The sequence below is a fragment of the Pseudomonas sp. TCU-HL1 genome, assembly GCF_001708505.1.
GTDB lineage: Bacteria > Pseudomonadota > Gammaproteobacteria > Pseudomonadales > Pseudomonadaceae > Metapseudomonas.
This window is the reverse complement of the sequence record NZ_CP015992.1, coordinates 3,305,696-3,331,012: the sequence shown is the minus strand read 5'-3', so window position 1 is coordinate 3,331,012 and position 25,317 is coordinate 3,305,696. Positions and strand designations below refer to the sequence as shown.

Below are 25,317 nucleotides of genomic sequence, written 5' to 3'. Positions count from 1 at the left end.
TCCGGCCCGGCGCGCCGCCGGGGCCTGCGTTGAATCGAGGCATTCCATGTTGGCTTCACTCGTGTGGGCGCTCGAGCGCTTCTTCTTCCGTCATCGCCTGGCGACCCTGGGCGTGCTGGCCGCCGTCACCCTGGTCATGGGGCTGTTCGCCCTGCGCCTGGAAATGTCGGCCGGCTTCGACAAACAGCTGCCGCAGCAGCACGCCTTCATCAAGACCTTCAACCAGTACCGTGACGTGCTGTTCGGCGCCAACCGCATCATCGTGGTGCTGCACGCCAGACACGGCGACATCTGGAACAAGGCGGCACTGACGCGCCTGCATGACCTCACCCAGGCGCTGTTCTTCATGCCGGGGATCGACAGGCGCAGCGTGACTTCGCTCTGGACCCCGAACACCCGCGCGGTACAGATCACCGAGGAGGGCATGAAGGCCGAGGACGTAGTCGGCGGCGACGTCACCGTCGGCACCCTCGACGACAAGGCCATCGCCGGCATTCGCGAGCGCACGCTGATCGGCGGTTTCGTTGGCAGCCTGGTGGCCAACGACCACTCCGGTGCCATGGTCATGGCCGAACTGGCGGACCCGGACCCGCAGACCGGCAAGCGCCTGAACTACCTGGCGTTCAGCCAGCAACTGGAAGATGAAGTGCGCGCCCGCTTCGCCGATGGCGACTACGACGTGCAGATCATCGGCTTCGCCAAGCAGATGGGCGATATCGGCGCGGGCGCCAGGGGCGTCGTCGGCTTCTTCTTCCTGGCCTTCCTGCTCACCGCGCTGGCGGTCTACTGGTACACGCGCTCCTGGGTGCTGACCTTCCTGCCGCTGTTCTGCTCGCTGGTGTCGGTGGTCTGGCAGTTCGGCACCCTGACCCTGCTGGGGTACGGGCTGGACCCGCTGGCGATCCTGGTGCCCTTCCTGGTGTTCGCCATCGGCGTGTCCCACGGGGTGCAGCAGGTCAACTTCATCTCCCGGGAAGTCTGTGCCGGCGCCGACGGCATGACCGCCGCCCGGCGCAGCTTCGGTGGCCTGCTGATTCCCGGCACTCTGGCGCTGATCACCGCCTTCGTCGGCTTCGCGACCCTGGCCCTGGTGCCCATCCCGATGATCCGCGAACTGGCCATCACTGCGTCGGTGGGCGTGGCCTACAAGATCGTCACCAACCTGATCATGCTGCCGCTGCTGGCCAGCTACTTCCGCTTCGACGCCGCCTACGTGGCCCGGGTGGAGCGCCTGCGTGCCTGGCGAGACGGCGCCATGGTCCACCTCGGCCGCATCGCTAAGCCGCGCAACGCCGCCATCGGCAGCCTGCTGTGCCTGGGGCTGATGGTGCTGGCCGTCTGGCAGAGCCAGGGGCGCCATGTCGGGCACGTGCTGCCGGGCGCGCCGGAGCTGCGTGCGGAGTCGCGCTACAACCAGGATGTGGAAAGCGTGGTCAGCCACTTCGCCCTGGGCCTGGACCTCTTCACCGTGGCGGTGGAAACCCCCGAAGGCGGCTGCTACCGGCACGACGTGATGACCTATGTGGACCGCCTGACCTGGTACCTGGGCAACGTGCCCAGCGTGCTCTCGGCGCAGTCGCTGCCGGCACTGACCAAGCTGTCGGCGTCCGGCGTCAACGAAGGCAACCCGAAGTGGGCGGCGTTGCCGATGGACGAGTCGTCACTCGGCGAGGCGGTGCGTCAGGTCCCCGAGGCCCTGCGCCTGTACAACGAGGACTGCACGCTGCTGCCGATCAACCTGTACCTGGCCGACCACAAGGCCAGCACGCTGAAAGAGGTGGTGCAGGCAGTGAAGCGCTATCGCGCCGAGCATCCCCTGGATGGGGTGACGGTGCGCCTGGCCAGCGGCAACGCCGGGGTGCAGGCCGCCACCAACGAAGTGGTGGAGACCTCCGAGCTGCCGATGATGCTCTACGTCTACCTGACCATCGTGCTGCTGGTGTTCCTGGTCTACCGCGACTGGCGGGCGATGGTCGCCTGTTGCCTGCCGCTGACGCTGGCCACCTTCCTCGGCTACTGGTTCATGAAGGCGCTGGATATCGGCCTGACCGTGGCGACCCTGCCGGTGATGGTGCTCGCGGTGGGCATAGGCGTGGATTACGCCTTCTACATCTATAACCGCCTGCAGATGCACCTGGCCGAGGGGAAGGACATCGTCAACGCCTTCCAGCAGGGTCTGCGGGAAGTCGGCGTGGCCACGGTGTTCACCGCGCTGACGTTGTCGGTCGGCGTGGCCACCTGGTCCTTCTCGGCGCTGAAATTCCAGGCCGACATGGGCCTGCTGCTCACCTTCATGTTCATGGTCAACATGATCATGGCCATCACCCTGCTGCCGGCCATCGCCGTGATGCTGGACACCCTGATTCCACGACGGGGGCCGGTACGTGCGCCCCTGCTCGCGCACTGACGAGGAGGACTGTCGATGTTCGCGATTCACTCCCTGCGCCTGTTGCTGGCGGCGCTGATCCTGGCCAGCGGCGGCAGCCCGCACGCCGAAGAGGATGCCGGTCCGGCCATGTCCCTGGCCGCACCTCAGCGCGCCCCGCTGGTGGCGGTGGCCCGTGCCGGCGAGCGCCTGGCGGCGGTGGGCGACCACGGCGTGGTGGTGCTCTCCGACGATGGCCAGAACTGGCGGCAAGCCAAGGCCGTGCCGGTGGATGGCCTGCTCACCGCCGTCAGCTTCACCGATGCCCGACAGGGCTGGGCCGTTGGCCACGGTGGCGTGTTGCTGCACAGCGAGGATGGCGGCGAGACCTGGACCCGGCAGGCGGACCTGGAGGGCCAGCCGGTACTGCTTTCGGTCTGGTTCGAGAATCCCCGGCACGGCGTCGTCACCGGCGCCTACGGCTATGCCGCGCAGACCCGCGATGGCGGCCACAGCTGGCAGCGCCTCAGCGTGGGCACCGAGGGGGACGACTACCACCTCAATCAGGTCTTTCCCGGCCCGAAGGACAGCCTGTTCATCGTCGCCGAAATGGGCAACGCCTTCCGTTCCCGTGATGGCGGCTCGTCCTGGGAAACCCTGGACACCGGAGCCAGCGGCTCGCTGTGGACGGGGCTCGGGCTGCGCGATGGTCGTGTACTGCTCGCCGGCATGAGCGGCCGCGTGCTGCTGAGCGACGACCAGGGTGACAGCTGGCGCGAGCTGGACAGTGGCAGCCACGAGGCCATCACCGCCCTGGCCCAACTGCCAGACGGGCGCGTGGCACTGGTGGGCAATGGCGGGCTGGTGGGCCTGTCGGACCCCGGGGTAGGGCACTTCACCGCGACCATCCGTGAAGACCGCCTGAACCTGGCGGCGCTGGCGCCCCAGGCCGGCGGTGGCCTGCTGCTGTTCGGACCCTCGGGGGTGCTGCTGCAGGAGAGCGGCATCCGTCCGCAGCCCTGACGCCAGATGCCAAACGAGGTGACGCGGCCAGCCAAGCCTGCGCCGTGGCGCCATCCCTAGACTGCAGGCTCGGCGCTGCTTGCCGGGCCCTCAATCCACGCCATCGGAACAACCCTATGCTGAAGCCTTCATTGCGAAACCTGCTGTGCGGCCTGTCGCTGGCCGTCCTGGCGCTACCCGCCGTGGCGACGTTCCAACCGGAACAGGCCCATGTGCAAGTGCTGGATGATCACAAAGGGCGGGACTGGTTCTGGATCTGGGGCAGCAACGCTCCCAGCATGGTGGACGGTCGCGCGTACCTGTTCGCCGACGACGGCCGCAATCTCGGTGTGCTGAACACCGGCATGTGGTCCAACGGCCTGGTCTTCTCCCGCAAGCGCGACGAGCTCTACGCCACCGAGATCTATTTCAGCCGGGGCGTGCGCGGGACTCGCTCGGACGTGGTGACGGTGTATGACGCCCGCACCCTGAGTCCGAAGCGGGAGATCGACATTCCCGCCAAGCGCATGACGGCGCTGATCTCCACGGGGATCAGCGTTCTGTCGGACGACGAGCGCTTCCTGCTGGTGCTCAACTTCACCCCGGCCCAATCGATTTCCATCGTCGACCTGGAGTCCCACCGCTTCGTCGGCGAAGTCGCGACGCCGGGCTGTGCGTCCATCTACCCGGCGGGCCCGCGCGACTTCTACGCCGTCTGCGGCAATGGCGGCTTCTTCCACCTCGGCCTCGACGATGCCGGGCAGGTCCGCGTGCAATCCCGCACCGCGCCGGCCTTCGACCCGCTCAAGGACCTGATCCTCACCACCGGGGTGCGCCAGGGCGATACCTGGTACTTCGTCTCCCAACAGAACCACGCCTACGGCATCCGCATGAACGCCGAGGGCGTCGAGACCACCCGGCAGTGGTCCCTGGTCAGCGACGAAGAGCGTGCCGATGGCTGGGGTGTGGCGGGCAACCACGGCACCGCGCTGCACGAACGCAGCGGGCGGCTGTTCGTGCTGATGCACCAGGACAAGCCGGAGAACTACCAGAAGCCGGGCACAGAGGTCTGGGTCTTCGACATTGCCACCCAGCAGCGACTGGCGCGTGTCGAACTGAAGGAGCAGAGCACCGCCATCGGTGTCAGCCAGGGTGAGCATCCGCGTCTCTACAGCCTCGACTGGCTGGTGCCCATGCCCTCGCTGTTCACCGCCTGGATCTACCTGACAGAGGGCGAGGCCGGCCTGGGACCGCTGCTGCGCCAGGGCATCAACCTCTACGACGCCGACAGCGGCGAACACCTGCGTAGCGTCGGCGACATTCCCCTGGGCTTCATGAACGTGGTGGCGCCATGGTGATCTCGACCTTTCTCCAGGATCCCATGGTCCACCTCGCCAGCGCGGGCGGCCTGGCGTTGCTGCTGGGCTCTGCGGGGCTGCACAAGTTTCGCGATGGCCAGGGCTTCGCTCGGGTGCTGCAGGGCTACGGAGCCGTTTTTGGCGGGCATCTGATGGGGCGTACGCAAAGCCTGCTCAGGGTGCTGGTGCCGTCCCTCGAACTGCTTGCCGCTGCCAGCGTGCTGATGAGCGTCTGGTTGCCACTGGCGGCGCTGCCTGCCGTGCTGTTGCTGGCGCTCTATGCCGGGGTGCTCGCCCTGGGCGCGCGGCGCGGAGCGGCCATCGAGGATTGCGGCTGCCATTGGGGCGGCCGGCCCCAGGCGCCCAGCCGGGGCCTGGTGTGGCGCAACCTGGTCCTGCTGCTGCCTGCCCTCAACCTGATGCTGCCGGCGCAGGGCCGCCCTCTGGTGTGGTTCGACGCCATCACCCTTGTCGGCGCCGTTTTCAGCGGCCTGGCCTTCTACCTGCTGGCGAACCTGCTGATCGCCAATCGTACTTCCCTGCAAGAGTTGAGCGAGCCATGACACATGCACTGATGATCTCCAGCTTCTTCTCCTGGCTGACCACCCTCGGCCTGGCCATTGCCGTCTGGGCCCTGGCACGCCAGATCGGCCTGCTGCACGAACGCATCCGCCCGGTGGGAGCCCTGTCCCTCGGCAAGTCCATCAAGGCCGGGGAGACGGCGCCGCGCTTCACCTTGCCCAGCCTCACCGGCGGCTCGATCAACCTCGGCGGGGCCAGCGAGCGGGGCCAGTCGACCCTGCTGTTCTTCCTCTCCGAGACCTGCCCGGTGTGCAAGACGCTGTTGCCGGTACTCCGCTCGGTGCGCGACCAGGAAGGTTCCCGGCTACGCATCGTGCTGGCCAGCGACGGTGAGGCGGCTGCCCATGAGGCCTTCATCGCCGCCCAGCGCCTGCAGGATTTCCCCTACCTGCTGTCCCGTGAGGTGGGCCTGGCCTACCAGATCAGCAAGCTGCCCTATGCCGTGCTGATCGACGCGGCCGGCACCGTGGTCACCCACGGCCTGATCAACACCCGTGAGCACCTGGAAAGCCTGTTCGAAGCCCAGGCCCTGGGCGTTCCCTCGATCCAGGCCTGGCAGGCGTCGCGCCACGCGGCCGAACACTCCCTTTACCAGCAGGTGCACTGAGCATGGCGATCCGATGGTTTGACGAGGCCACCGAACTTTTCACCCGGCGTACCGCGCGGGGCACCTCTCGCCGAGGGTTCCTCGGCGGGCTGGGCACGCTGCTGATCGGTGCCAGCGCGGCCACGCTGCTGCCGGTGTATCGCAGCAACGCCTTCGCCCAGTCCGGCAGCGGCCTGGTGGAGGAGGGCGATCCCAACAGCTGCGACTACTGGCGCTACTGCGCCATCGACGGCTTCCTCTGCGGTTGCTGCGGCGGTTCGCCGAACAGTTGCCCGCCCGGCACTGTGCGCTCGGACATCACCTGGATCGGCACCTGCCGCAACCCGGCGGACGGCAAGGACTACGTGATCTCCTATAACGACTGCTGCGGCAAGGGCAATTGCGGCCGCTGCGTGTGCCAGCGCGACGAAGGCGACACGCCGCTGTACCGCCCGCAGAGCTCCAACGACCTCAACTGGTGCTCCGGCAGCCAGGCCGACATGCCCTATCACTGCTCCCTGTCGGTGGTGATCGGGGTGAAGGAGTAGGCCATGGCGCTCCGTGTACTTGCCGTCCCGGCTCTTGCCGTGTCGCTTGTGATGGGTTCGCCCGTCGCGGCGGCCACCGAGCCGCGCCAGTTCGACTACATGCTCAACTGCCAGGGCTGCCACCTGCCGGACGGCAGCGGCAACCCGGCGCGGCAGGTGCCGGCTTTCCCGGGGCAGCTGGGCAAGTTCCTCGGCGTACCCGGCGGCCGCGAGTATCTCGTGCAGGTGCCAGGTTCGGCGCTGTCGGGGCTCTCCGACGAGGCGCTGGCCGGGGTCCTCAACTGGATGCTGGAAACTTTCAGCGCGGCCGAGCTGCCGGCCGGCTTCAAGCCCTATACCGGCGCCGAACTTCACGTCTGGCGCCAGTCTCCCCCTGCGGATATCGAGCATGTCCGCCGTGAACTGCTGGAGCGCATTGCCCGGCAAGAAGAACAACAGCACGAGGGAACCTGAACACATGAAGCACCGTACGTACATCGGCGCGCTCCTGCTCGCCGCGACCCTGCACGCCCAGGCCGAATCGGCTCCCGACCTCGCCCGACTGCAAACCTGCGCCGCCTGCCATGGCGACCGGGGGCAGGGCAATCCGGCTCTCGGCGCCCCCCGGCTGGCCGGCCAGCAGGCGGATTACCTGCTCCAGCAATTGCATGGCTTCAAGGAGGGGCGACGAGGCTATGACACCCGCGACAGCCACGGTGCCCAGATGCGCGCGGTGGTGGCGAGCCTCGACGAGGCCGACTTCGCGCCCCTGGCCCATCACTACGCCGGCCAGGATGTTGGCCCGGGCAGCACGCTCTACCAGGCCGACAGCAGCGGCAAGGTCGCCTACCAGGGCACCTGCGCCGCCTGCCACGGTACGGAGGCGGAAGGCTATGCCCATCTCAAGACCGCGAACCTGCGCATCCTCGACCCGGCCTATCTGGAACGCCAACTCAGCCATTACGCCCAGGGCCTGCGCGGCGCCGATGGGCATGCCGACCAGCACGGCATCTGGATGCGCGGCATTGCCCTGCAGATTGGCGGAGATGCCGAACGCAAGGCGATCGTCGACTACATAGGCAGCCTGGCGGCCGGTAACTGATCCGTCTGACCTCAATGTGGCATCCCTTCACCTGCGGTTTTTTGTAGGAGCGAGCTTGCTCGCGAAATGGTGGTCACGTGAGGTTCGCAAGCAAGAGCGCGGTGTCCCCTTGCTCCTACAAGTTCACCGCCAAGCCAGCGGATCGGTGCGCATGGCGCACCCTACGGCTGGGCTCCTGCGCAATGCCTGATTTCTTCAATGAGGTTCCAATCAGAATGCCTTCCAAAGCGTTCATCAAAGGGTTTCGCCACGAACTGGCCAATCGTGCTTTTGCTTTTCTGGCTGTGGGGCGGATGGCCGAGCGCCTCGACGGAGACGCGCGCGGCCTGTTCTGGAAAACCTATCTGGACCTGGAGGTGTTCAACGGCCCGCGCTACGAAGCCGCCGCCAGGAGATGGGGACTTGGCGTGACGCCGGGAATAGCGAGCAGGCTCAAGGCTTGGGCCGTTTCCTCGGTACCGAAGGCGTGCCATGGGCTATTGCTGAAGGTCGTCTATCGCGAAACGCTGAAGTATCTCGAGTGGCTGAAAGACCTGCGACGACAGGGACCTGCAGATGCCAGGGCGTTCCTCGACTACATGGTTCATCAGGAGGAAGTGCAGATCGAGATGATGCGGATCGCCTTGAGTGGCCGCTATTCGGAGATAACGGGCAGTGCCGACGATTTCTTCCTGAAGTACAACGGCCGGGTGCTGCTTTTCAATGACGGTGAGCCGTGCACGTTCGATTGAAAGCCCGTCCCTCTCCTCTTCAGGGGCGAAGAGGCATGCTTTTCATCCTGCGCGTTGTGGGCGCGAGTTCATTCGCGAAGGAGAGCGCAGCTGTCCCTGGGACGGAACGCCAAGGCAGGTCGGCGACCTGCATCGCGATTGAAATCGCCCCCACAGCGCACCATTCAGGCAGGGACGGGGGGGGCGAGGGCAGGGGCTGAATGGGTTAGCATCCAGAAGGATTTTCTGACGCTGGCTGACTCGAAAGTCAGGACAATCGTCCTGGCTCGTGGTTAACTCAGCGTTTTCCTACAACACCACCTCAAACAAGGACTTTTGCAATGGCTCAAGTAACCCTCAAGGGCAACCCGATCAACGTCGACGGCCAACTGCCGCAGAAAGGCCAGCAGGCTCCGGCGTTCAGCCTGGTCGGCGGCGATCTGTCCGATGTGACCCTGGCCAGCCTGAGTGGCAAGCGCAAGGTGCTGAACATTTTCCCGAGCGTCGACACCCCGACCTGCGCCACCTCCGTGCGCAAGTTCAACGTCGAGGCCAGCAAGCTGGCCAACACCGTCGTGCTGTGCATCTCCGCCGACCTGCCGTTCGCCCAGAAGCGTTTCTGCGGTGCTGAAGGCCTGGACAACGTGATCAATCTGTCCACCATGCGCGGCGCCAACTTCCTCAAGGACTATGGCGTGTCCATCGCCAACGGCCCGCTGGCTGGCATCGCCGCTCGCGCCGTGGTGGTTCTGGACGAGAATGACAAGGTGCTGCACAGCGAGCTGGTAGGCGAGATCGCCGACGAGCCGAACTACGCGGCCGCCATCGCTGTCCTGTAACGCATGCTGGAATGAAGAAGGGAGGCCAATGGCCTCCCTTTTTTACTGCTGTTCGACGTGGAGTACCCCGTAGGGTGCTCTGCGCGCACCGTGACTGCCGGCGACCTCCGGTGCGCACGGCGCACCCTACCGATCATCCCGTTTACAACGTCAGCTTCAGCCGGCTGACCAATGCCCCCGGCAGCAGCGCCGACCAGGTCTGGCGCTCGCCGTAGGTGCTGCTGGACAGCCGCAGCTGGCGCTCCTGGGTCAGGGCTTCCAGTTGGTCGCCGAGCAGGCTGAACAGGCTGTCGTCGAAGCGCATGGTGTCTACCGGTGCCTGGATCTGGCCGTCTTCCACCCAGAAGGTGGCGAAGCGGGTCATGCCGGTCATGCGGGCGGCCGGCAGGTCGGACCAGTTCAGGTACCAGAGGTTGCCGATGTACAAGCCCGTGCCCAGGCGTTCCAGCACGTTGTCCAGGGGCAGGGTGCCGGCGCCCATCACCAGCGACTGGGTGGCTTCGTTGGCGTCGGCGCAGTTCGCCACCAGCCCGTACTCGCGGGCGCTGCGTGGGTAGACGAGTTGCCCGGCGAAGGCGCCGTTGCGCACCAGCGCCACATCGCTGCGTGGGGCACCTTCGGGACCGAAGGCCGGGGCGAGGGCACCGGCCACTTGTTCGTCGAGGTTCAACAACGGGCTGAAGCGGGCGCTGTCGTCCTGCAGGCGTTGCAGGGGGCTTTCCTTGTTGGCCAGGGCGCGGGCGGAGAAGCCGGTCCAGGACAGCATGCCCAGCACTTCGTCGAGAGCGGCCGGCGCCAGGTAGGCGCGGTAGTCGCCGGGGTGCAGGGCATGCACGGGCTTGCCCAGGTGCTCCAGTTGCTGGCGTGCCCCGGCGAAACGGCTGGCGAATTCGGCGGTGTCCCAGCGCGCGCCGGCGTAGTCGGCCTTCACTGCCTGATGATTGCTGTGGAACAGGCTCCAGTCGAAGTTGAAACAGTGCGCGGTGTGCCAGCCGAAGGCGCCGAAGCTGTTGGCGAAACCCCGATGCAACGGGCCAGCGGCATAGATGCCCACCAGATCGAGGCCATTGGCGAGGGCATCGATTTCCGCGAGCACCGTCGCGCAGTCGGGCAGGGCGGCTTCATCCACGGAACGTCGGTGCCAGGCCGAACGCTCCAGTTGCAGATAGGGATCGGGCGGCAGCTGGCTGATGACCAGGCGCAGCTGCACCAGTCCATCGGCCAGCTGCTGGCGGTCGCTTTCCGGGTCGCCGGTGAGGGTGACCGCGAGTTCAGCGCTTCGGTCATCGCGGATCAACCGCAGGCGTCCGGTGGCCTGGGTCACGTGGCCGGCCTGGCGCACCTGGGCACGGTTGAAGCGAATGAACTCGGACGCCTCGGCGCTGTACCAGAGGCTGAAGTCCTCGCCGGCCTGCAGGCTGGCGCCAAGGCTTTCGGCGAGGGCGGTAAAGCGGGATTCTGCGTCGGCCATCACTGGGCTCCTCCAAAGACTTCCACCTGTCTGAAGACGCAGGCTGGCGAAGCATGGCCCACGCGCACCACCTGGTTGGGCTCGCCCTTGCCGCAATGGGGCGTGCCATGGACCTCGAAGGTATCGGCATCGCCGACTGCGGCGAGGTTGCGCCAGAATTGCGCGGAAACCCCACGATAGTTGGGGTTCTTCACCACGCCCTTGAGTTGGCCATGCTCGATCAGCCGACCCCACTCGCAGCCGAACTGAAACTTGTTGCGTGCATCGTCGATGGACCAGGAACGGTTGGTGCTCATCAGCACGCCGCGCTCGATGCCGCCAATGAGCTGGGCCAGGCTCTGCTCGCCGGGTTCCAGGTTGAGATTTGCCATGCGGTCGATCGGCGCGCGGTTCCAGTTGCTCGCCCGGCTGTTGGCCACGCCCGGCAAGCCGCTGCGTTGCTGGGACAGCGCGCCGCCCAGTGGGCGCAGCAGAAGGCCGTCCTTGATGAGCATTTCCTTGCGTGCCGGCCGGCCGTCGTCATCAAAGCTGTAGCTGGCCAACTCTTCCGGGATGCCGGGGTCGAAACTGATGTTCAGCAAGCTCGACCCATATTGATAGCGGCCAAAGTCCCCAAGGCCGATGAAGCTGGTGCCGGCGTAGTTGCGTTCGTCGCCGAGGATGCGGTCCAGCTCCAGCGGGTGGCCGATGGATTCGTGGATCTGCAGCATCATCTGGTCCGGCATCAGCAGGAGGTCGGTGATTCCGCTGGGCGTATTGGGCGCCATCAGCAGTTGCAGGGCCTCGTCCGCCACGCGTGCCGAAGCACCGCCGAACCCCAGGCGCTGCAGCACCTCGGTGCCGCCCTGCTGGCCGCTGCCGTAGCCGCCGAAGCTGCGGGTCTGGCTGTCGCTGCCGTCGAACGCGGTGACGCTGATGCCGGGGTAGGTGAAGCGCAGGTCCTGCCACTGCTCGGCGCCAGCGCTGTTGAGGTAGAGCTGCTCGTGGCGCTGGCTGTCGAGATAGAGGTTCCAGTTGACCAGGCGCGGATCGCCGGGGATGTGCGCCGATTCTTCGGCCAGCAGTTCGAAACGCTCGGCGAGGCTGGGTAGCGGTTGGTCCAGCCCTGGCGACTGGTAATGCCCACTGCCCCGGGGTGGCTCCAGGCGACTCTGGTCCACCAGGGCGTAGCGAGCGATCTGTCGCGCGAGCGCCTCGGCCTTGCCCAGCGCCTGTTGCAGGCCCTGCTGGCTGAGGTCGGCCGTGGCGGCGTAGGCCTCGACGCCCGCCAGGCGCACGCTGAGCATGGCGCCCATATCCTGGCTGATCGACGGCGGCTCGGCCACTCCACGGCGCAGCATCACTTGCTCGGCGCTCTGGCGGACGATGCGCAAGGAATGGAACTCGGCGCGGGTGGTAAGGGCAGCGAAACGCTGCCTTAGATTGTCGAACACGGAACGCTCCCTGGCCCGGTGAAATCGATACTGACGCCACCATCGAGTTGCGATGGCGGGTCAGTAAGCATAGTAAGTGGCGTAAGCACTAGGTAAATACCCGGTAAATAGACTTTGCCTTCTGCTTTCAACTGCTTATCGTTCACGTTCTCGCATATCCCGACCTGAATCATGTCCCCGATCACTGAGCAATCCCCGAATTCCCGTTCCCTTCGAAACTGGCTGGCCATCGCCGTCGCGCTGCTGGCCTTGCTGCTCCTGATCTGGTGGTTCTGGCCGGAAACCGCGGCCAAACCCAACCAGCAGGGAGGGCGCGGAGGTCCGGGCCGCCCTGGCTTCGGTGCGTTCTCCGGCCCTGTGCCGGTGCGCGTGGCGACCATCACCCAGGGTGATTTCCCGGTTTACCTCAAGGCACTCGGCACCGTAACCGCGCTGAACACGGTGAACGTGCGCGGTCGCGTCGACGGTGAGCTGGTCAAGCTGCAGTTCGAGGAAGGCCAACAGGTCAAGGCCGGCGACCTGCTGGCGGTGATCGACCCGCGTCCCTACCAGGTTGCCCTGCAGCAAGCCGAAGGCACCCTGGCGCAGAATCGCGCCCAGCTGAAGAACGCCGAGATCGATCTGGCGCGCTACAAGGGCCTCTACGCAGAGGACAGCATCGCCAAGCAGACCCTGGACACCCAGGAGGCGCTGGTGGCGCAGTATCGCGGGACCATCAAGACCAATGATGCGGCGGTGGCCGAGGCCAGGCTGAACCTCGGCTTCACCCAGGTTCGCGCGCCCATTTCCGGCCGCCTCGGCTTGCGCCAGGTGGACCTCGGCAACCTGGTCAGCAGCGGTGACACCACGCCGCTGGTGGTCATCACCCAGACCAAACCCATCAGCGTCGCCTTCACCCTGCCCGAGGGTCAACTGCCGGAGGTGGTCAGCCGCTTCCGCGCCGGCCAGCCCCTGGTGGTGGAAGCCTGGGACCGTGGCGACAAGGTCAAGCAGGCCGAAGGCGTGCTGCAGAGCCTGGACAACCAGATCGACACCACCACCGGCACCCTGAAACTCAAGGCGCGCTTCGCCAACGACGACGAAATCCTCTTCCCCAATCAGTTCGTCAATGTTCGCCTGCGCGCCGAGCTGCTTTCGCAAGCGGTGCTCATCCCCTCGGCCGCCGTGCAGTTTGGCAGCCAGGGCACCTTCGCCTACGTGATGGACGGCGAGAAGAAGGTCAAGGTCCGCAAGCTGGAAACCGGTCCGGACGATGGCGAGCGCACCGTGGTCAAGAGCGGCCTGCAACCGGGCGAGCGCGTGGTGCTGGAAGGGACCGACCGCCTGCGCGACGGCAGCGACGTGGAAGTGGTGCATGACGCGGACGAAGTACCCGCTGAACCCACTGAACAGCTGCAGGGCGCCAAGCCTGAAGGCCAGGGCGCGAAAGGCGGCGTATGAACCTCTCCCGCCTGTTCATCCTGCGGCCGGTCGCCACCACCCTGAGCATGCTGGCGATCCTGCTCGCCGGCCTGATCGCCTACCGCCTGCTGCCGGTTTCCGCGCTGCCCGAGGTGGACTATCCGACCATTCGTGTCCTCACCCTCTATCCGGGCGCCAGCCCTGATGTGATGACCAGTGCCGTCACCGCGCCGCTGGAGCGCCAGTTCGGGCAGATGCCCGGCTTGACGCAGATGTCCTCCACCAGCTCGGGTGGCGCCTCGGTCATCACCCTGCGCTTCAGCCTGGAAATAGATCTGGACGTGGCCGAGCAGGAGGTGCAAGCGGCGATCAACGCGGCCACCAACCTGCTGCCCAACGACCTGCCGGCGCCGCCGGTTTACAACAAGGTCAACCCGGCCGATACGCCGGTGCTGACCCTGGCCATCAGCTCGAAGACCATGCCGCTGCCCAAGCTGCATAACCTGGTGGACACCCGCATGGCGCAGAAACTGGCGCAGATCAGCGGCGTGGGCATGGTCAGCATCGCCGGTGGCCAGCGCCAGGCCGTGCGCATTCGCGTCAACCCCGAGGCCCTGGCGGCCAATGGCCTGAACCTGTCGGACGTGCGCAGCCTGGTAAGCGCCTCCAACGTCAACCAGCCCAAGGGCAACTTCGACGGCCCGACCCGCGTCTCCATGCTGGACGCCAACGACCAGCTCAAGTCCGCCGAGGAATACGCCAACCTCATCCTCGCCTACAACAACGGCGGGGCCTTGCGTCTGAAGGATGTGGCCGAGATCGTCGACGGCGCCGAGAACGAACGACTGGCCGCCTGGGCCAACCAGAACGAGGCGGTGCTGCTGAACATCCAGCGCCAGCCGGGCGCCAACGTGATCGAGGTGGTGGACCGCATCCAGGCGTTGCTGCCGTCGATCAACGCCAACCTGCCGGCGGGCATTGATGTGGTGGTCCTCACCGACCGTACCCAGACCATCCGCGCGGCCATTACCGACGTGCAGCACGAGCTGTTCCTCGCCATCGCCCTGGTGGTGATGGTGACCTTCCTGTTCCTGCGCCGGATGAGCGCCACCATCATCCCGTCCATCGCCGTGCCGCTGTCCCTGGTGGGCACCTTCGCGGTGATGTACCTGGCCGGCTTCTCCATCAACAACCTGACGCTGATGGCGCTGACCATCGCCACCGGATTCGTGGTGGACGACGCCATCGTCATGCTGGAAAACATCGCCCGTCACCTGGAGGAGGGCGAGACACCGCTCAACGCCGCGCTCAAGGGCGCGAAGCAGATCGGCTTCACCCTGATCTCGCTGACCTTCTCGCTGATCGCCGTACTGATCCCGCTGCTGTTCATGGCGGATGTGGTGGGCCGGTTGTTCCGCGAGTTCGCCATCACCCTGGCGGTGGCCATCCTGATCTCGCTGGTGGTCTCCCTGACCCTGACGCCAATGATGTGCGCGCGCCTGCTCAAGCGGGAGAAGAAAGAAGAAGAGGGCGGCTTCTACAAGGCCAGCGGCGACTTCATTGATGGCATGATCGCGCGCTACGGCCAGGGTCTGACCTGGGTGCTCCGGCACCAGGGCCTGACCCTGCTGGTGGCGGTCGGCACCCTGGCGCTTACCGTGGTGCTCTACCTCGCCGTGCCCAAGGGCTTCTTCCCGGTGCAGGACACCGGCGTCATCCAGGGCATCACCGAAGCGCCGCAGTCGGTGTCCTTCCGCTCCATGAGCGAGCGCCAGCAGAAGGTTGCCGCGCTGATCCTCAAGGACCCGGCGGTGGCCAGCCTGACCTCCTACATTGGCGTCGACGGCGATAACGCCACCCTCAACAGCGGCCGCATGCTGATCAACCTCAAGCCCCACGGCGAGCGCGACGTAACCGCCAGCGAGGTGATCGCGCGCCTGCAGCCTGAGCTGGACAAACAGAGCGACATCCGCCTCTACCTGCAGCCGGTGCAGGACCTGACCATCGAGGACCGGGTCAGCCGCACGCAGTTCCAGTTCAGCCTGGAATCCCCGGACGCCGACCTGCTCAACGAGTGGACCGGCAAGCTGGTGGATACCCTGCGCCAGCAACCGGAGCTGTCCGACGTGGCCAGCGACCTGCAGGACAAGGGCCTGCAGGTGTACCTGAATATCGACCGTGACATGGCCGGGCGCCTCGGCGTGGAGATATCCGCCATCACCGACGCCCTCTACGACGCTTTCGGCCAGCGGCAGATTTCCACCATCTTCACCCAGGCCAGCCAGTACCGCGTGGTACTGGAGTCCGCCCCGGGCGAGGTGATCGGCCCGCAGGCGCTGCAGCAGATCCACGTCGCCACCAGCGCGGGCACCCAGGTATCGCTCTCTGCCCTGGCGAAGGTGGAAGAGCGCCAGACGCAACTGGCGGTCAACCATATCGGCCAGTTCCCGGCCGTGACCCTGTCCTTCAACCTGGCACCCGGCGTCGCCCTGGGCGAAGCGGTGGCGGTGATCGAACGGGTGCAGCAGGACATCGGCATGCCGGAGGGCATCCAGACCCGCTTCCAGGGCGCGGCGGCGGCCTTCCAGGCCTCGTTGTCGAGCACGCTGCTGCTGATTCTGGCAGCGGTGGTGACCATGTACATCGTGCTGGGCGTGCTCTACGAGAGCTATATCCACCCGGTGACCATCCTCTCCACGCTGCCTTCGGCGGGCGTCGGCGCCTTGCTGGCGCTGCTGCTGACCGGTAACGACCTGGGCCTGATCGCCATCATCGGCATCATCCTGCTGATCGGCATCGTCAAGAAGAACGCCATCATGATGATCGACTTCGCCCTGGACGCGGAGCGGCATCAGGGCATGTCGCCCGAGGATGCGATCTACCAGGCGGCGCTGCTGCGCTTCCGGCCGATCCTGATGACGACGCTGGCGGCCCTGTTCGGCGCCATCCCGCTGATGCTCGCCACCGGTTCCGGCGCCGAACTGCGCCAGCCCCTGGGCCTGGTGATGGTGGGCGGTCTGCTGCTGTCCCAGGTGCTGACCCTGTTCACCACCCCGGTGATCTACCTGGCCTTCGACCGCCTGGCCCGCCGCTACACCGGCCGCAGTGCAGCGGGGGTGCAAGCGTGAGCCGACTTAACTGCTCCTGCTTCCTGCTTGTCTCCCCTCTCCCGTATACGGGAGAGGGGCCGGGGGAGAGGGCTATGGCCATCGTTCCCTCTCCCCAGCCCTCTCCCGCGAGCGGGAGAGGGGGTGATTGGTCATGAACCTCTCCGCCCCCTTCATCCACCGCCCGGTCGCCACCATGCTGCTGAGCCTGGCGATCCTGCTCCTGGGCAGCGTCAGCTTCGGCCTGCTGCCGGTGTCGCCGCTGCCTCAAATGGATTTCCCGGTGATCACCGTGCAGGCCAGCCTGCCCGGCGCCAGTCCGGAGATCATGGCGTCCAGCGTCACCACGCCGCTGGAGCGTTCGCTAGGCACCATCGCCGGCATCAACCAGATGACCAGCCGCACCAGCCAGGGCTCGACGCGGATCATCGTGCAGTTCGACCTGGACCGGGACATCAACGGCGCCGCCCGCGATGTGCAGGCAGCCATCAACGCCTCGCGCAACCTGCTGCCCAGCGGTATGCGCAGCATGCCCACCTACAAGAAGGTCAACCCGTCCCAGGCGCCGATCATGGTGTTGTCGCTGACCTCCGACGTGCTGGAGAAAGGCCAGCTCTATGATATGGCGTCCACCATCCTGGCCCAGAGCCTGTCCCAGGTTAAGGGCGTGGGCGAGGTGCAGATCGGCGGCAGCTCACTGCCTGCCGTCAGGGTGGAGCTGGAGCCGCAACTGCTGACCCAGTACGGCATCGCCCTGGACGATGTGCGCAGCACCATTGCCGCCGCCAACCAGCGCCGACCCAAGGGCGCCGTGGAAGATGCCGGGCGTCACTGGCAAGTGGGTGCCAACGACCAGTTGGAGAAGGCCGCCGACTACGCGCCGCTGATCCTCCGCTACCAGGACGGCGCCGCGCTGCGCCTGGGCGATGTGGCCAAGGTCCGCGACGCCGTGGAAGACCGTTACAACAGCGGCTTCTTCAACGACGACTCGGCGGTGCTGCTGGTGATCAACCGCCAGGCCGGCGCCAACATCATCGAGACCATCGAAAGCATCAAGCAGCAACTGCCCGCGCTGCAGGCGGTGCTGCCCGCCAGCGTCAAGCTGGACCTGGCCATGGACCGCTCGCCGGTGATCCGCGCCACCCTGCATGAAGCCGAGCGCACCCTGCTGATCGCCGTCGGCCTGGTGATACTGGTCGTCTACCTGTTCCTGGGTAACCTGCGCGCCTCGCTGATCCCGGCGCTGGCGGTGCCGGTGTCCCTGGTGGGCACCTTCGCCGCGATGTACCTGATGGGCTTCTCGCTCAACGTGCTGTCGCTGATGGCGCTGATCCTCGCCGCCGGCCTGGTGGTGGACGACGCCATCGTGGTGCTGGAGAACATCTCGCGGCACATCAACGACGGCATGGCGCCCTTCAAGGCGGCATTGCAGGGCACCCGCGAAGTCGGCTTCACCCTGCTGTCGATGAACCTTTCGCTGGTGGCGGTATTCGTCTCCATCCTGTTCATGGGCGGCATTATCGACCGCTTGTTCCGCGAATTCTCGCTGACGCTGGCGGTGGCCATCCTGGTTTCGCTGCTGGTGTCCCTGACGCTGACGCCGATGCTCTGCGCGCGTTGGCTGAAGCCCCACGTGCCGGACCAGGACAGCCGCCTGCAACGCTGGAGCGAGGCACTGCATACGCGCATGGTCGATGCCTACGACCGGACCCTGGGCGTGGCGCTACGCCATCCGCGCCTGACCCTGGCCAGCCTGTTGCTGACCATCGGCTGCAACATCGCCCTTTACGTATTGGTCCCCAAGACCTTCCTCCCGCAGCAGGACACCGGCCAACTGATTGGCTTCATCCGTGGCGACGACGGCCTGTCCTTCACCGTGATGCAGCCGAAGATGGAAACCTTCCGCCGCGCCGTCCTCAAGGACCCGGCCGTGGAGAGCGTGGCCGGTTTCATCGGCGGCAGTGGCGGCATCAACAACGCCTTCATGATCGTGCGCCTGAAGCCCATCGCCGAGCGCAAGGTATCGGCGCAGAAGGTGATCGAACGGCTGCGCGCCAATCTGCCCAAGGTGCCCGGCGGCCGGCTGATGCTGATGGCGGACCAGGACCTGCAGTTCGGCGGTGGCCGTGAGCAGCGCAGTTCGCAGTACGAGTACGTGTTGCAGAGTGGCGAGCTGTCCGACCTGCGCACCTGGGGGCCGAAGGTCACCGCTGCACTCAAGGCGTTGCCGGAACTTACCGCCATCGACGCCAACGAAGGGGAGGGGGCCCAGCAGGTCACCCTGCAAGTGGACCGCGACACGGCCAAACGCCTGGGCGTGGACATGGCCATGGTCACCACCGCGCTGAACAACGCCTACAGTCAGCGGCAGATTTCCACCATCTACGACACCCTGAACCAGTATCAGGTGGTGATGGAGGTAAACCCGAAATACGCCCAGGACCCGGAAACCCTCAAACAGGTCCAGTTAGTCACGGCCGATGGCCAGCGCGTGCCGCTGTCCAGCTTCGCCCGCTATGAGCGCAGCCTGGAAGAGGACCGCGTCAGCCACGAAGGCCAGTTCGCCTCAGAGAGCATTGCATTCGACCTGGCGCCCGGCGTCAGCCTCGACAAGGCCACCGTCGCCATCGAAAAGGCGGTGGCCGCCATCGGCCTGCCCAGCTCGGTGATCGCGCGCATGGGCGGCAGTGCCGATGCCTTCCAGAGCACCCAGCAGAACCAGCCGTGGATGATCCTCGCCGCGCTGGTGCTGGTGTACCTGGTGCTGGGCATTCTCTACGAGAGCTACATCCACCCGCTGACCATCCTCTCGACGCTGCCGTCGGCGGGGGTTGGCGCACTGCTGGCGATTCTGCTCACGGGAGGGGAGTTCAGCCTGATCTCGCTCTTGGGGCTGTTCCTGCTGATCGGCGTGGTGAAGAAGAACGCCATCATGATGATCGACCTCGCCCTGCAGCTGGAGCGCCACGACGGCATGAGCCCGGACGAATCCATTCGTCAGGCCTGCCTGCTGCGCCTGCGGCCGATCCTGATGACCACCATCGCCGCCATCCTCGGCGCCGTGCCGCTGCTGATCGGTGGCGCGGAAGGCGCGGAAATGCGCCAGCCGCTGGGCGTGGCCATCATCGGCGGCCTGGTCCTGAGCCAGTTGCTGACCCTCTACACGACCCCCGTGGTCTACCTCTACCTCGACCGTCTGCGCCATCGCTTCAATCGCTGGCGTGGCGTGCGTACTGACGCCGCACTGGAAACACCCCTATGAACACCGCCGCCACATCCCTGAACCCCCTGCGCCGTGCCATGGTGCTGGCCCTCGCCGGCCTGCTGCTCGGCGGCTGCGCCATCGGCCCGGACTACACGCGCCCCGAGCAGAGCGTGCCTGTGCAGTTCAAACACGCCGAAGGCTGGTCGCTGGCCAGCCCGGCGGACCTGGAGCATCGCGGCCGCTGGTGGGAGCTGTACGGTGACGCCGCCCTCAACGACCTGCAACAGCGTCTGGAAACCTCCAACCAGACCCTGGCGCAATCGGTCGCCCAGTACCGCCAGGCACAGGCACTGGCCCGTGGCGCTCGCGCATCCTTCTTCCCGTCGGTGACCGGCAACGCCGGCAAGACCCGTTCGGGGCAGGGCGGGGGTGATAGCACCGTGCGCCTTGCCGACGGCTCCACCGTCACCAGCTCCGGGGGCGGTGGCGTGTCCAAGAGCTATGACGCGAGCCTCGGAGTGAACTGGGAAATCGACCTCTGGGGCAAGCTGCGCCGCCAACTGGAGTCCGACACCGCCAGCATGCAGGCCAGCGCCGCCGACCTCGCCGCCGCGCGCCTCAGCCTGCAATCGGAACTGGCGCAGAACTACCTGCAACTGCGCGTGCTGGATGCCCAGAAGCGCCTGCTGGAAGCCACCATCGCCGGCTACCAGCGCGCGCTGACGCTGACCCAGAACCAATACAAGGCAGGAATCGTCACCCGTGCCGACGTGGCCCAGGCCACCACTCAACTCAAGGGCACCCAGGCCCAGGCCATCGACCTCAAGTACCAGCGCGCGCAGCTGGAGAACGCCATCGCCGTGCTGGTGGGGTTGCCGCCCGCCGAGTTCAGCCTGGCCGAGGTGGAGAGCGTGCCGGCCCTGCCGAGCGTACCGACCCTGCTGCCCTCGCAACTGCTGGAGCGCCGCCCCGACGTGGCCTCCGCTGAACGTAACGTGATGGCCGCCAACGCCCAGATCGGTGTGGCCAAGTCTGCGTACTTCCCGAGCCTCAGCCTGAGCGCCGCTGGGGGCTACCGCAGCGGCAGCCTGCAGGATTGGATCACCACCCCGAACCGCTTCTGGTCCATTGGCCCGGAATTCGCCATGACCCTGTTCGACGGCGGCCTGATCCGTTCCCAAGTGGCCCAGGCGGAGGCCAGTTATGACCAGACAGTGGCCGTCTACCGCCAGACCGTGCTCGACAGCTTCCGCGAAGCCGAGGACTACATGGTTCAGCTCGACGTGCTGGAAGAAGAAAGTGGGGTACAGCAGGAAGCCCTGGACGCTGCCCGCGAAGCCCTGCGCCTGGTCACCAACCAGTACCGGGCTGGCACCGTGGACTACAACAGCGTGGTCACCAACCAGGCCACGGCGCTGAGCAACGAACGTACTGTCCTGACCCTGATGGGCACGCGCCTGACCACCAGCGTGCAGCTCGTCGCGGCGCTGGGTGGCGGATGGGACCAGGGGCAGCTGGAGCAGGTTGATTCGGATTCTGAAGCGACGCCTTGAGTCCGAGTCGAGCGCACCATCCCTCACCCCCGGCCCCTCTCCCTCTGGGAGAGGGTTGGGGTGAGGGAAACCGAAGTCTGCAGGATGTAGGTGGTTTACCCCTCCACAACCGGCACCTCACACAACACCCGCAACCTCTCCACCAGCTCATCCCCCGCACGCCCCAACCCCGTCCGCCCATAGAGCGCCAGCCGTAGCCCCTGGATCTCCGGCAACCCGTGTTCTTCACCCAGCAAGCGATGCTCCGGTCCCAGCACGCGCAACGGCAGCAGGCTGACGCCAAGCCCCGCCGCCACCGCCGCGCGCACGCTGGCCAGGCTGGCGCTGGAGTAGGCGATACGCCAACGCCGGCCCTGCACATCCAGCCCGTGGAGCATCTCGTTGCGGTAGAGCCCACCTGGGGGAAATACCACCAGCGGCAGCGGCTCGCGGCCACACGCGGGGTGGCTGGCGCTGTCCGCCCAGCCCAGTGGCTCGGGCCATGACGCCAGGCTGTCGCCGCCGTCACTCATGCGCTTGACCAGCAGCAGGTCGAACTCGCCGCCCTGGTACAGCCGCAGCAGTTCCGGGCTGAGGCCGCTGGTCACCTCAAGGCGCACGCCGGGCCAGGCGGCGGAGAATTCCGCGAGCACCGGCATCAGCCGTTCGGCGGCGAAATCCTCGGGCACGCCAAGACGCAATACGCCGCTGCCGGGCTGGTGGCGCAACGCTTCGGTGGCTTCGTCCTGCAAGGCAAGGATGCGCCGCGCATAGCCCAGCAGCTGTTCTCCTTCGGCCGTGGGCACCACATGGCGCTGGCTGCGATCCAGCAGGCGGCAGTCGAGGCTTTCTTCCAATCGGCGCAGCTGCTGGCTGACGGTCGACTGGGTAAGGTGCAATCGCTCGGCGGCGCGGGTGAAATTGCCGCAGTCGGCCACGGCGACGAAGCTGCGCAGGAGGAGGAGATCGAACATCAAGGTATTCCAAGAGCCACTGGTTGGCATGATTATATTTAATTTCAGAATACATGACCTGTTGGACATAATTTCGCGCCAGGCATGCCTGCCTGATGAACGGAGGAGTCCCGATGCCTGATGACCGCAACTACCTGGAACAGGCCGTGGAACTGGCGCGGCAGAACGTGGAGCAGGGCGGCCGCCCGTTCGGCGCACTGCTGGTTCGTGACGGAGAGGTACTGGCCCGCGCGGTCAACGAAATCCACCTGACCCAGGACCCGACCTGCCACGCCGAGCTCCAGGCCATCCGCGCTGCCAGCCGCCAACTGGGCCCGCGCCTGGACGGTTGTGTGATTTATGCCAGCGGCCAGCCGTGCCCGATGTGTCTGGCGGCCATGCACCTGTGTGGCGTTGCGCGCGTGGTGTTTGCCGCAGCCAATGCGGTCGGCGAGCCTTTTGGCCTGTCCTCGGCGGCGGTGTACCAGCAGATGGCGCTGCCGCTGGAGGCCCAGCAGCTGGATATCCAGCACCTGCCGCAACCGGCCATGAGCGAAATCTACGCCCGCTGGCAGGCTCTGCATGCCGCGCGCTGAGCGCCTGGAAAGGCTCGCCGCCTGGGCATTGCTCATCGTCATTGGACTGAACTTGCGGCCCATCCTCGCGTCGGTCAGCCCCTTGCTGGCCGATATCCGCAGTGCCACCGGCATGGGTTTCCAGACCGCCGCATTGCTCACCACACTGCCGGTGGTCTGCATGGGCCTGGTGGCACTGTTGAGCAACCGCCTCGGTGGCCTCGGCGAGCGTCGGGGCATCGGCCTTGGGCTGGCGCTGATTGCGGGGGCCTGCCTGGCGCGGCTGCTGTGCGGAAACGCCGGGCCGCTGCTGGCGACAGCGCTGCTGGGTGGCGCGGGTGTTGCACTGATCCAGGCGCTGTTGCCGGCGGTGATCAAGCGCCGCTTCGAAGGCTGCGTGGCACTGACCATGGGCGTCTATTCGGCGTCCCTGATGGGCGGCGGTGGCCTGTCCGCCCTGTTCAGTCCGCTGCTGGCCCAGCATTTCGAGCATTGGCAGGCCGGGCTTGGTTTCCGGCTGCTGCCGGCGCTACTGGCCCTGGTGCTCTGGCTGTCCCGTCCCTTGCCCAGCGCCGAGCCTGCGGTCGCCGGCCGGTCCGCGCGATTCGTCGGCAACCGTCGTGCATGGTTGCTGGCGCTGTACTTCGGTCTGGTGAACTGTGGCTACATGAGCATGGTCGCCTGGCTGCCGGCCTACTATCAGCAGCTCGGCTGGAGCCCGGCCCGCAGCGGCTCGTTGCTGGCGTTCATGACGATCTTCCAGGTAATTGCGGCACTGGGCATGCCTGCCCTGGCACAGCGCAGCATCGACCGCCGCCCGCTGCTGTCGGTGAGCCTGACCGCCCAGGCGGTCGGGTTCGCCGGCCTGATCTGGGCACCGCTGGAGCTGTCCGCGCTCTGGGTGGCGCTGATCGGCTTCGGCCTCGGCGCCTGCTTCGCCCTCAGCCTGATCCTAACCCTCGATCATCGCCGTGACCCGCGTGAGGCCGGGCAGCTTGCGGCGTTCGTGCAGGGTGTGGGCTTCCTGATCAATGCCTTCTCGCCCTGGCTCAGCGGCTGGCTGCGGGAACTCACCGGCAGCTTCGCCGCCGCCTGGCTGGTGCTGGTGGTGAGCGTGCTGCTGATGCTGGGCGTGACCCGGTTGTTCTGCCCGGCCAGCTATCGGCCAGCAGTCGTCAAGGCTCCAGTGCCCGGGGTGGGGTAGGGTGGAAATCGCCTTTCATTTCCACCAGCGGGGCTTCTCCCACCTGCCTGGGTGGATCGATCAAGACAGGGCGGCTGCGCAGCCCTTCGCGAATGAATTCGATCCTACGGGCCGTCTCGGATAACCGGTCCCGCACACGGCGCCATCTGCGGCTATACCACTGAAAAGGCCCTGCAAGCGGCACCAGCCGCGGCTTCGAGGGGCTGCTCGGGAGAACCGCATGTCACAAACTGCCAGAACCGCGATTGTCACCGGAGCCTCCCGTGGCATTGGCGCCGCGATTGCGCGACGCCTGGCCAGCGAGGGTATCCAGGTGGTGGTCAATTACGCATCACGCCCGGAGTCCGCCGAACAGGTGGTGGAAGACATCCGTCGAGCCGGCGGAAGGGCCTATCCGGTGCTCGCCGATGTCAGCGACCCGGTTGCGGTCGCCGTGCTCTTCGACCAGACGGAAATGGAATTTGGCGCTGTCGACATCCTGATCAACAACGCCGGGGTGATCCAGCCCGGACTGGTACCACTGGCCGACACCGAAATGGCCCTCTATGACCGCCTGTTTGCCGTCAACACGCGCGGTACCTTCAACACCCTCAAGCTGGCGGCCACGCACCTGCGCTCGGGCGGCCGCATCGTCAACCTGTCCAGCAGCGTCGTTGGGCTCAGCCTGCCGGGCTATGCCATCTACGCCGCGTCCAAGGCCGCAGTGGAAACCATGAGCGCGATCTTCGCCCGTGAACTGCGCGGCCGGAACATCTCGGTCAATTGCGTGGCACCGGGGCCGACGGCCACCAACCTGTTCCTGGAGGGCAAACCGGCGGAACTGGTGGAGCGCCTGACCAAACAGGCGCCCCTCGAACGGTTGGGCAATCCCGAAGACATCGCCAACCTGGTGGCCTTCCTGGTCAGCCCGGAAGGCGCCTGGGTGAATGGCCAGACGTTGCGGGTCAATGGCGGCATCATCTAAGCGCAGCCGATCGTGAGCAGGCTCTATTTGGGAGGTCGCATGAAAGGCTACCAACTTACCCTCTACACCCAGCAGAACCGCCGCCACCAGGGCAAGATGCTGGCCGACTGGATTGTCGCCCTGGCCATGGAAATGGGCCTGCGCGGTGCCACCCTGGTGTCCGGGATCGAGGGCTTTGGCCATACCCGGCATTTCCATTCCCACCATTTCTTCGAAATGGCCGACCAGCCGATGCTGATCCTCATGGCCCTGAGCGAAGACGAGTGCGATGCGTTGTTCAAGCGCCTGGACGAGGAGGGTGTGCCCCTGTTCTACGTCAGGGTGCCGGCCGAGTTCGGCGCGCTGGGCGCACCGGTGGATGCCTGACCCGCGGCTCTGCGACAATCGCCGGCTCGATCGCT

21 protein-coding genes are annotated in these 25,317 nt (G+C 66.3%); 18 read left to right on the top strand and 3 right to left on the bottom strand.

Annotated features, from left to right (window positions below):
- Positions 1 to 46 precede the first annotated feature (46 nt).
- From THL1_RS15520 to tpx, 10 genes are all read left to right on the top strand, one after another.
- Positions 47 to 2,407, top strand: a complete 2,361-nt coding sequence (locus THL1_RS15520; protein ID WP_069084069.1) for an efflux RND transporter permease subunit — start codon at positions 47 to 49, stop codon at positions 2,405 to 2,407.
- A 15-nt stretch (positions 2,408 to 2,422) separates the two neighbouring features.
- A complete protein-coding gene (locus THL1_RS15515; protein WP_069084068.1) occupies positions 2,423 to 3,388 on the top strand; it encodes a YCF48-related protein in 966 nt (321 codons plus the stop codon).
- A gap of 116 nt (positions 3,389 to 3,504) precedes the next feature.
- A complete protein-coding gene (locus THL1_RS15510) occupies positions 3,505 to 4,725 on the top strand; it encodes an amine dehydrogenase large subunit (protein ID WP_069084067.1) in 1,221 nt (406 codons plus the stop codon).
- Entirely contained in the window at positions 4,719 to 5,288 is a 570-nt protein-coding gene (locus tag THL1_RS15505; protein WP_069084066.1) for a MauE/DoxX family redox-associated membrane protein, read from the top strand. Before THL1_RS15510 ends, THL1_RS15505 begins: the two co-directional genes overlap by 7 nt.
- Positions 5,285 to 5,914 (top strand): redoxin domain-containing protein, encoded by a 630-nt coding sequence (locus tag THL1_RS15500; RefSeq protein ID WP_069084065.1) that lies wholly within the window; start codon positions 5,285 to 5,287, stop codon positions 5,912 to 5,914. The genes THL1_RS15505 and THL1_RS15500 overlap by 4 nt, the downstream gene beginning before the upstream one ends.
- 8 nt (positions 5,915 to 5,922) lie before the next feature.
- On the top strand, positions 5,923 to 6,441 hold the full coding sequence (locus THL1_RS15495; protein WP_414703754.1) for a methylamine dehydrogenase light chain: 519 nt from the start codon (positions 5,923 to 5,925) through the stop codon (positions 6,439 to 6,441).
- Between the two features lie 3 nt (positions 6,442 to 6,444).
- Positions 6,445 to 6,894 (top strand): c-type cytochrome, encoded by a 450-nt coding sequence (locus THL1_RS15490; protein ID WP_069084063.1) that lies wholly within the window; start codon positions 6,445 to 6,447, stop codon positions 6,892 to 6,894.
- Positions 6,895 to 6,898: 4 nt separating this feature from the next.
- Positions 6,899 to 7,522, top strand: coding sequence for a c-type cytochrome (locus THL1_RS15485; RefSeq protein WP_069084062.1), 624 nt, complete (start codon positions 6,899 to 6,901; stop codon positions 7,520 to 7,522).
- 182 nt (positions 7,523 to 7,704) lie between these two features.
- Entirely contained in the window at positions 7,705 to 8,253 is a 549-nt protein-coding gene (locus THL1_RS15480; protein WP_237234722.1) for a hypothetical protein, read from the top strand.
- Between the two features lie 320 nt (positions 8,254 to 8,573).
- Entirely contained in the window at positions 8,574 to 9,071 is a 498-nt protein-coding gene (gene tpx, locus THL1_RS15475; RefSeq protein WP_069084060.1) for a thiol peroxidase, read from the top strand.
- A 142-nt stretch (positions 9,072 to 9,213) separates the two neighbouring features.
- On the opposite strand, the gene THL1_RS15470 is transcribed toward tpx, so the two are convergent.
- Positions 9,214 to 10,542 carry a TldD/PmbA family protein gene (locus THL1_RS15470; RefSeq protein ID WP_069084059.1) on the bottom strand — a complete coding sequence of 443 codons (1,329 nt, stop codon included), beginning with the start codon at positions 10,540 to 10,542 and terminating at the stop codon, positions 9,214 to 9,216.
- The gene (locus tag THL1_RS15465; protein ID WP_069084058.1) at positions 10,542 to 11,975 is read right to left on the bottom strand and encodes a TldD/PmbA family protein; all 1,434 of its coding nucleotides are present in this window, start codon (positions 11,973 to 11,975) and stop codon (positions 10,542 to 10,544) included. Before THL1_RS15465 ends, THL1_RS15470 begins: the two co-directional genes overlap by 1 nt.
- A 171-nt stretch (positions 11,976 to 12,146) precedes the next feature.
- Between THL1_RS15465 and THL1_RS15460 the strand changes: the two genes are divergently transcribed.
- The 4 genes from THL1_RS15460 to THL1_RS15445 all read left to right on the top strand — a co-directional run bounded on the left by THL1_RS15460 (position 12,147) and on the right by THL1_RS15445 (position 21,241).
- Complete coding sequence (locus THL1_RS15460; protein WP_069084057.1) at positions 12,147 to 13,415, top strand: MdtA/MuxA family multidrug efflux RND transporter periplasmic adaptor subunit; 1,269 nt, start codon at positions 12,147 to 12,149, stop codon at positions 13,413 to 13,415.
- On the top strand, positions 13,412 to 16,504 hold the full coding sequence (locus THL1_RS15455) for an MdtB/MuxB family multidrug efflux RND transporter permease subunit (protein WP_069084056.1): 3,093 nt from the start codon (positions 13,412 to 13,414) through the stop codon (positions 16,502 to 16,504). Before THL1_RS15460 ends, THL1_RS15455 begins: the two co-directional genes overlap by 4 nt.
- Before the next feature lie 133 nt (positions 16,505 to 16,637).
- Positions 16,638 to 19,745 (top strand): multidrug efflux RND transporter permease subunit, encoded by a 3,108-nt coding sequence (locus THL1_RS15450; RefSeq protein ID WP_069084055.1) that lies wholly within the window; start codon positions 16,638 to 16,640, stop codon positions 19,743 to 19,745.
- Positions 19,742 to 21,241: an efflux transporter outer membrane subunit gene (locus tag THL1_RS15445; protein WP_069084054.1), complete on the top strand. Its 1,500-nt coding sequence runs from the start codon at positions 19,742 to 19,744 to the stop codon at positions 21,239 to 21,241. The genes THL1_RS15450 and THL1_RS15445 overlap by 4 nt, the downstream gene beginning before the upstream one ends.
- A 95-nt stretch (positions 21,242 to 21,336) precedes the next feature.
- Here THL1_RS15445 and THL1_RS15440 read toward each other — a convergent pair whose 3' ends face one another.
- A complete protein-coding gene (locus tag THL1_RS15440; RefSeq protein WP_069084053.1) occupies positions 21,337 to 22,194 on the bottom strand; it encodes a LysR substrate-binding domain-containing protein in 858 nt (285 codons plus the stop codon).
- 113 nt (positions 22,195 to 22,307) lie between these two features.
- Here THL1_RS15440 and THL1_RS15435 point away from each other — a divergent pair, with 113 nt between their 5' ends.
- The 4 genes from THL1_RS15435 (at position 22,308) to THL1_RS15420 (ending at position 25,282) form a co-directional block, all read left to right on the top strand.
- On the top strand, positions 22,308 to 22,769 hold the full coding sequence (locus THL1_RS15435) for a nucleoside deaminase (protein ID WP_069084052.1): 462 nt from the start codon (positions 22,308 to 22,310) through the stop codon (positions 22,767 to 22,769).
- The gene (locus tag THL1_RS15430) at positions 22,756 to 23,952 is read left to right on the top strand and encodes a CynX/NimT family MFS transporter (RefSeq protein WP_069084051.1); all 1,197 of its coding nucleotides are present in this window, start codon (positions 22,756 to 22,758) and stop codon (positions 23,950 to 23,952) included. The genes THL1_RS15435 and THL1_RS15430 overlap by 14 nt, the downstream gene beginning before the upstream one ends.
- Positions 23,953 to 24,172: 220 nt before the next feature.
- Positions 24,173 to 24,916, top strand: coding sequence for a glucose 1-dehydrogenase (locus THL1_RS15425; RefSeq protein WP_177343834.1), 744 nt, complete (start codon positions 24,173 to 24,175; stop codon positions 24,914 to 24,916).
- 39 nt (positions 24,917 to 24,955) lie between these two features.
- Positions 24,956 to 25,282 (top strand): DUF190 domain-containing protein, encoded by a 327-nt coding sequence (locus THL1_RS15420; RefSeq protein WP_069084049.1) that lies wholly within the window; start codon positions 24,956 to 24,958, stop codon positions 25,280 to 25,282.
- The last annotated feature ends 35 nt before the right edge of the window (positions 25,283 to 25,317 follow it).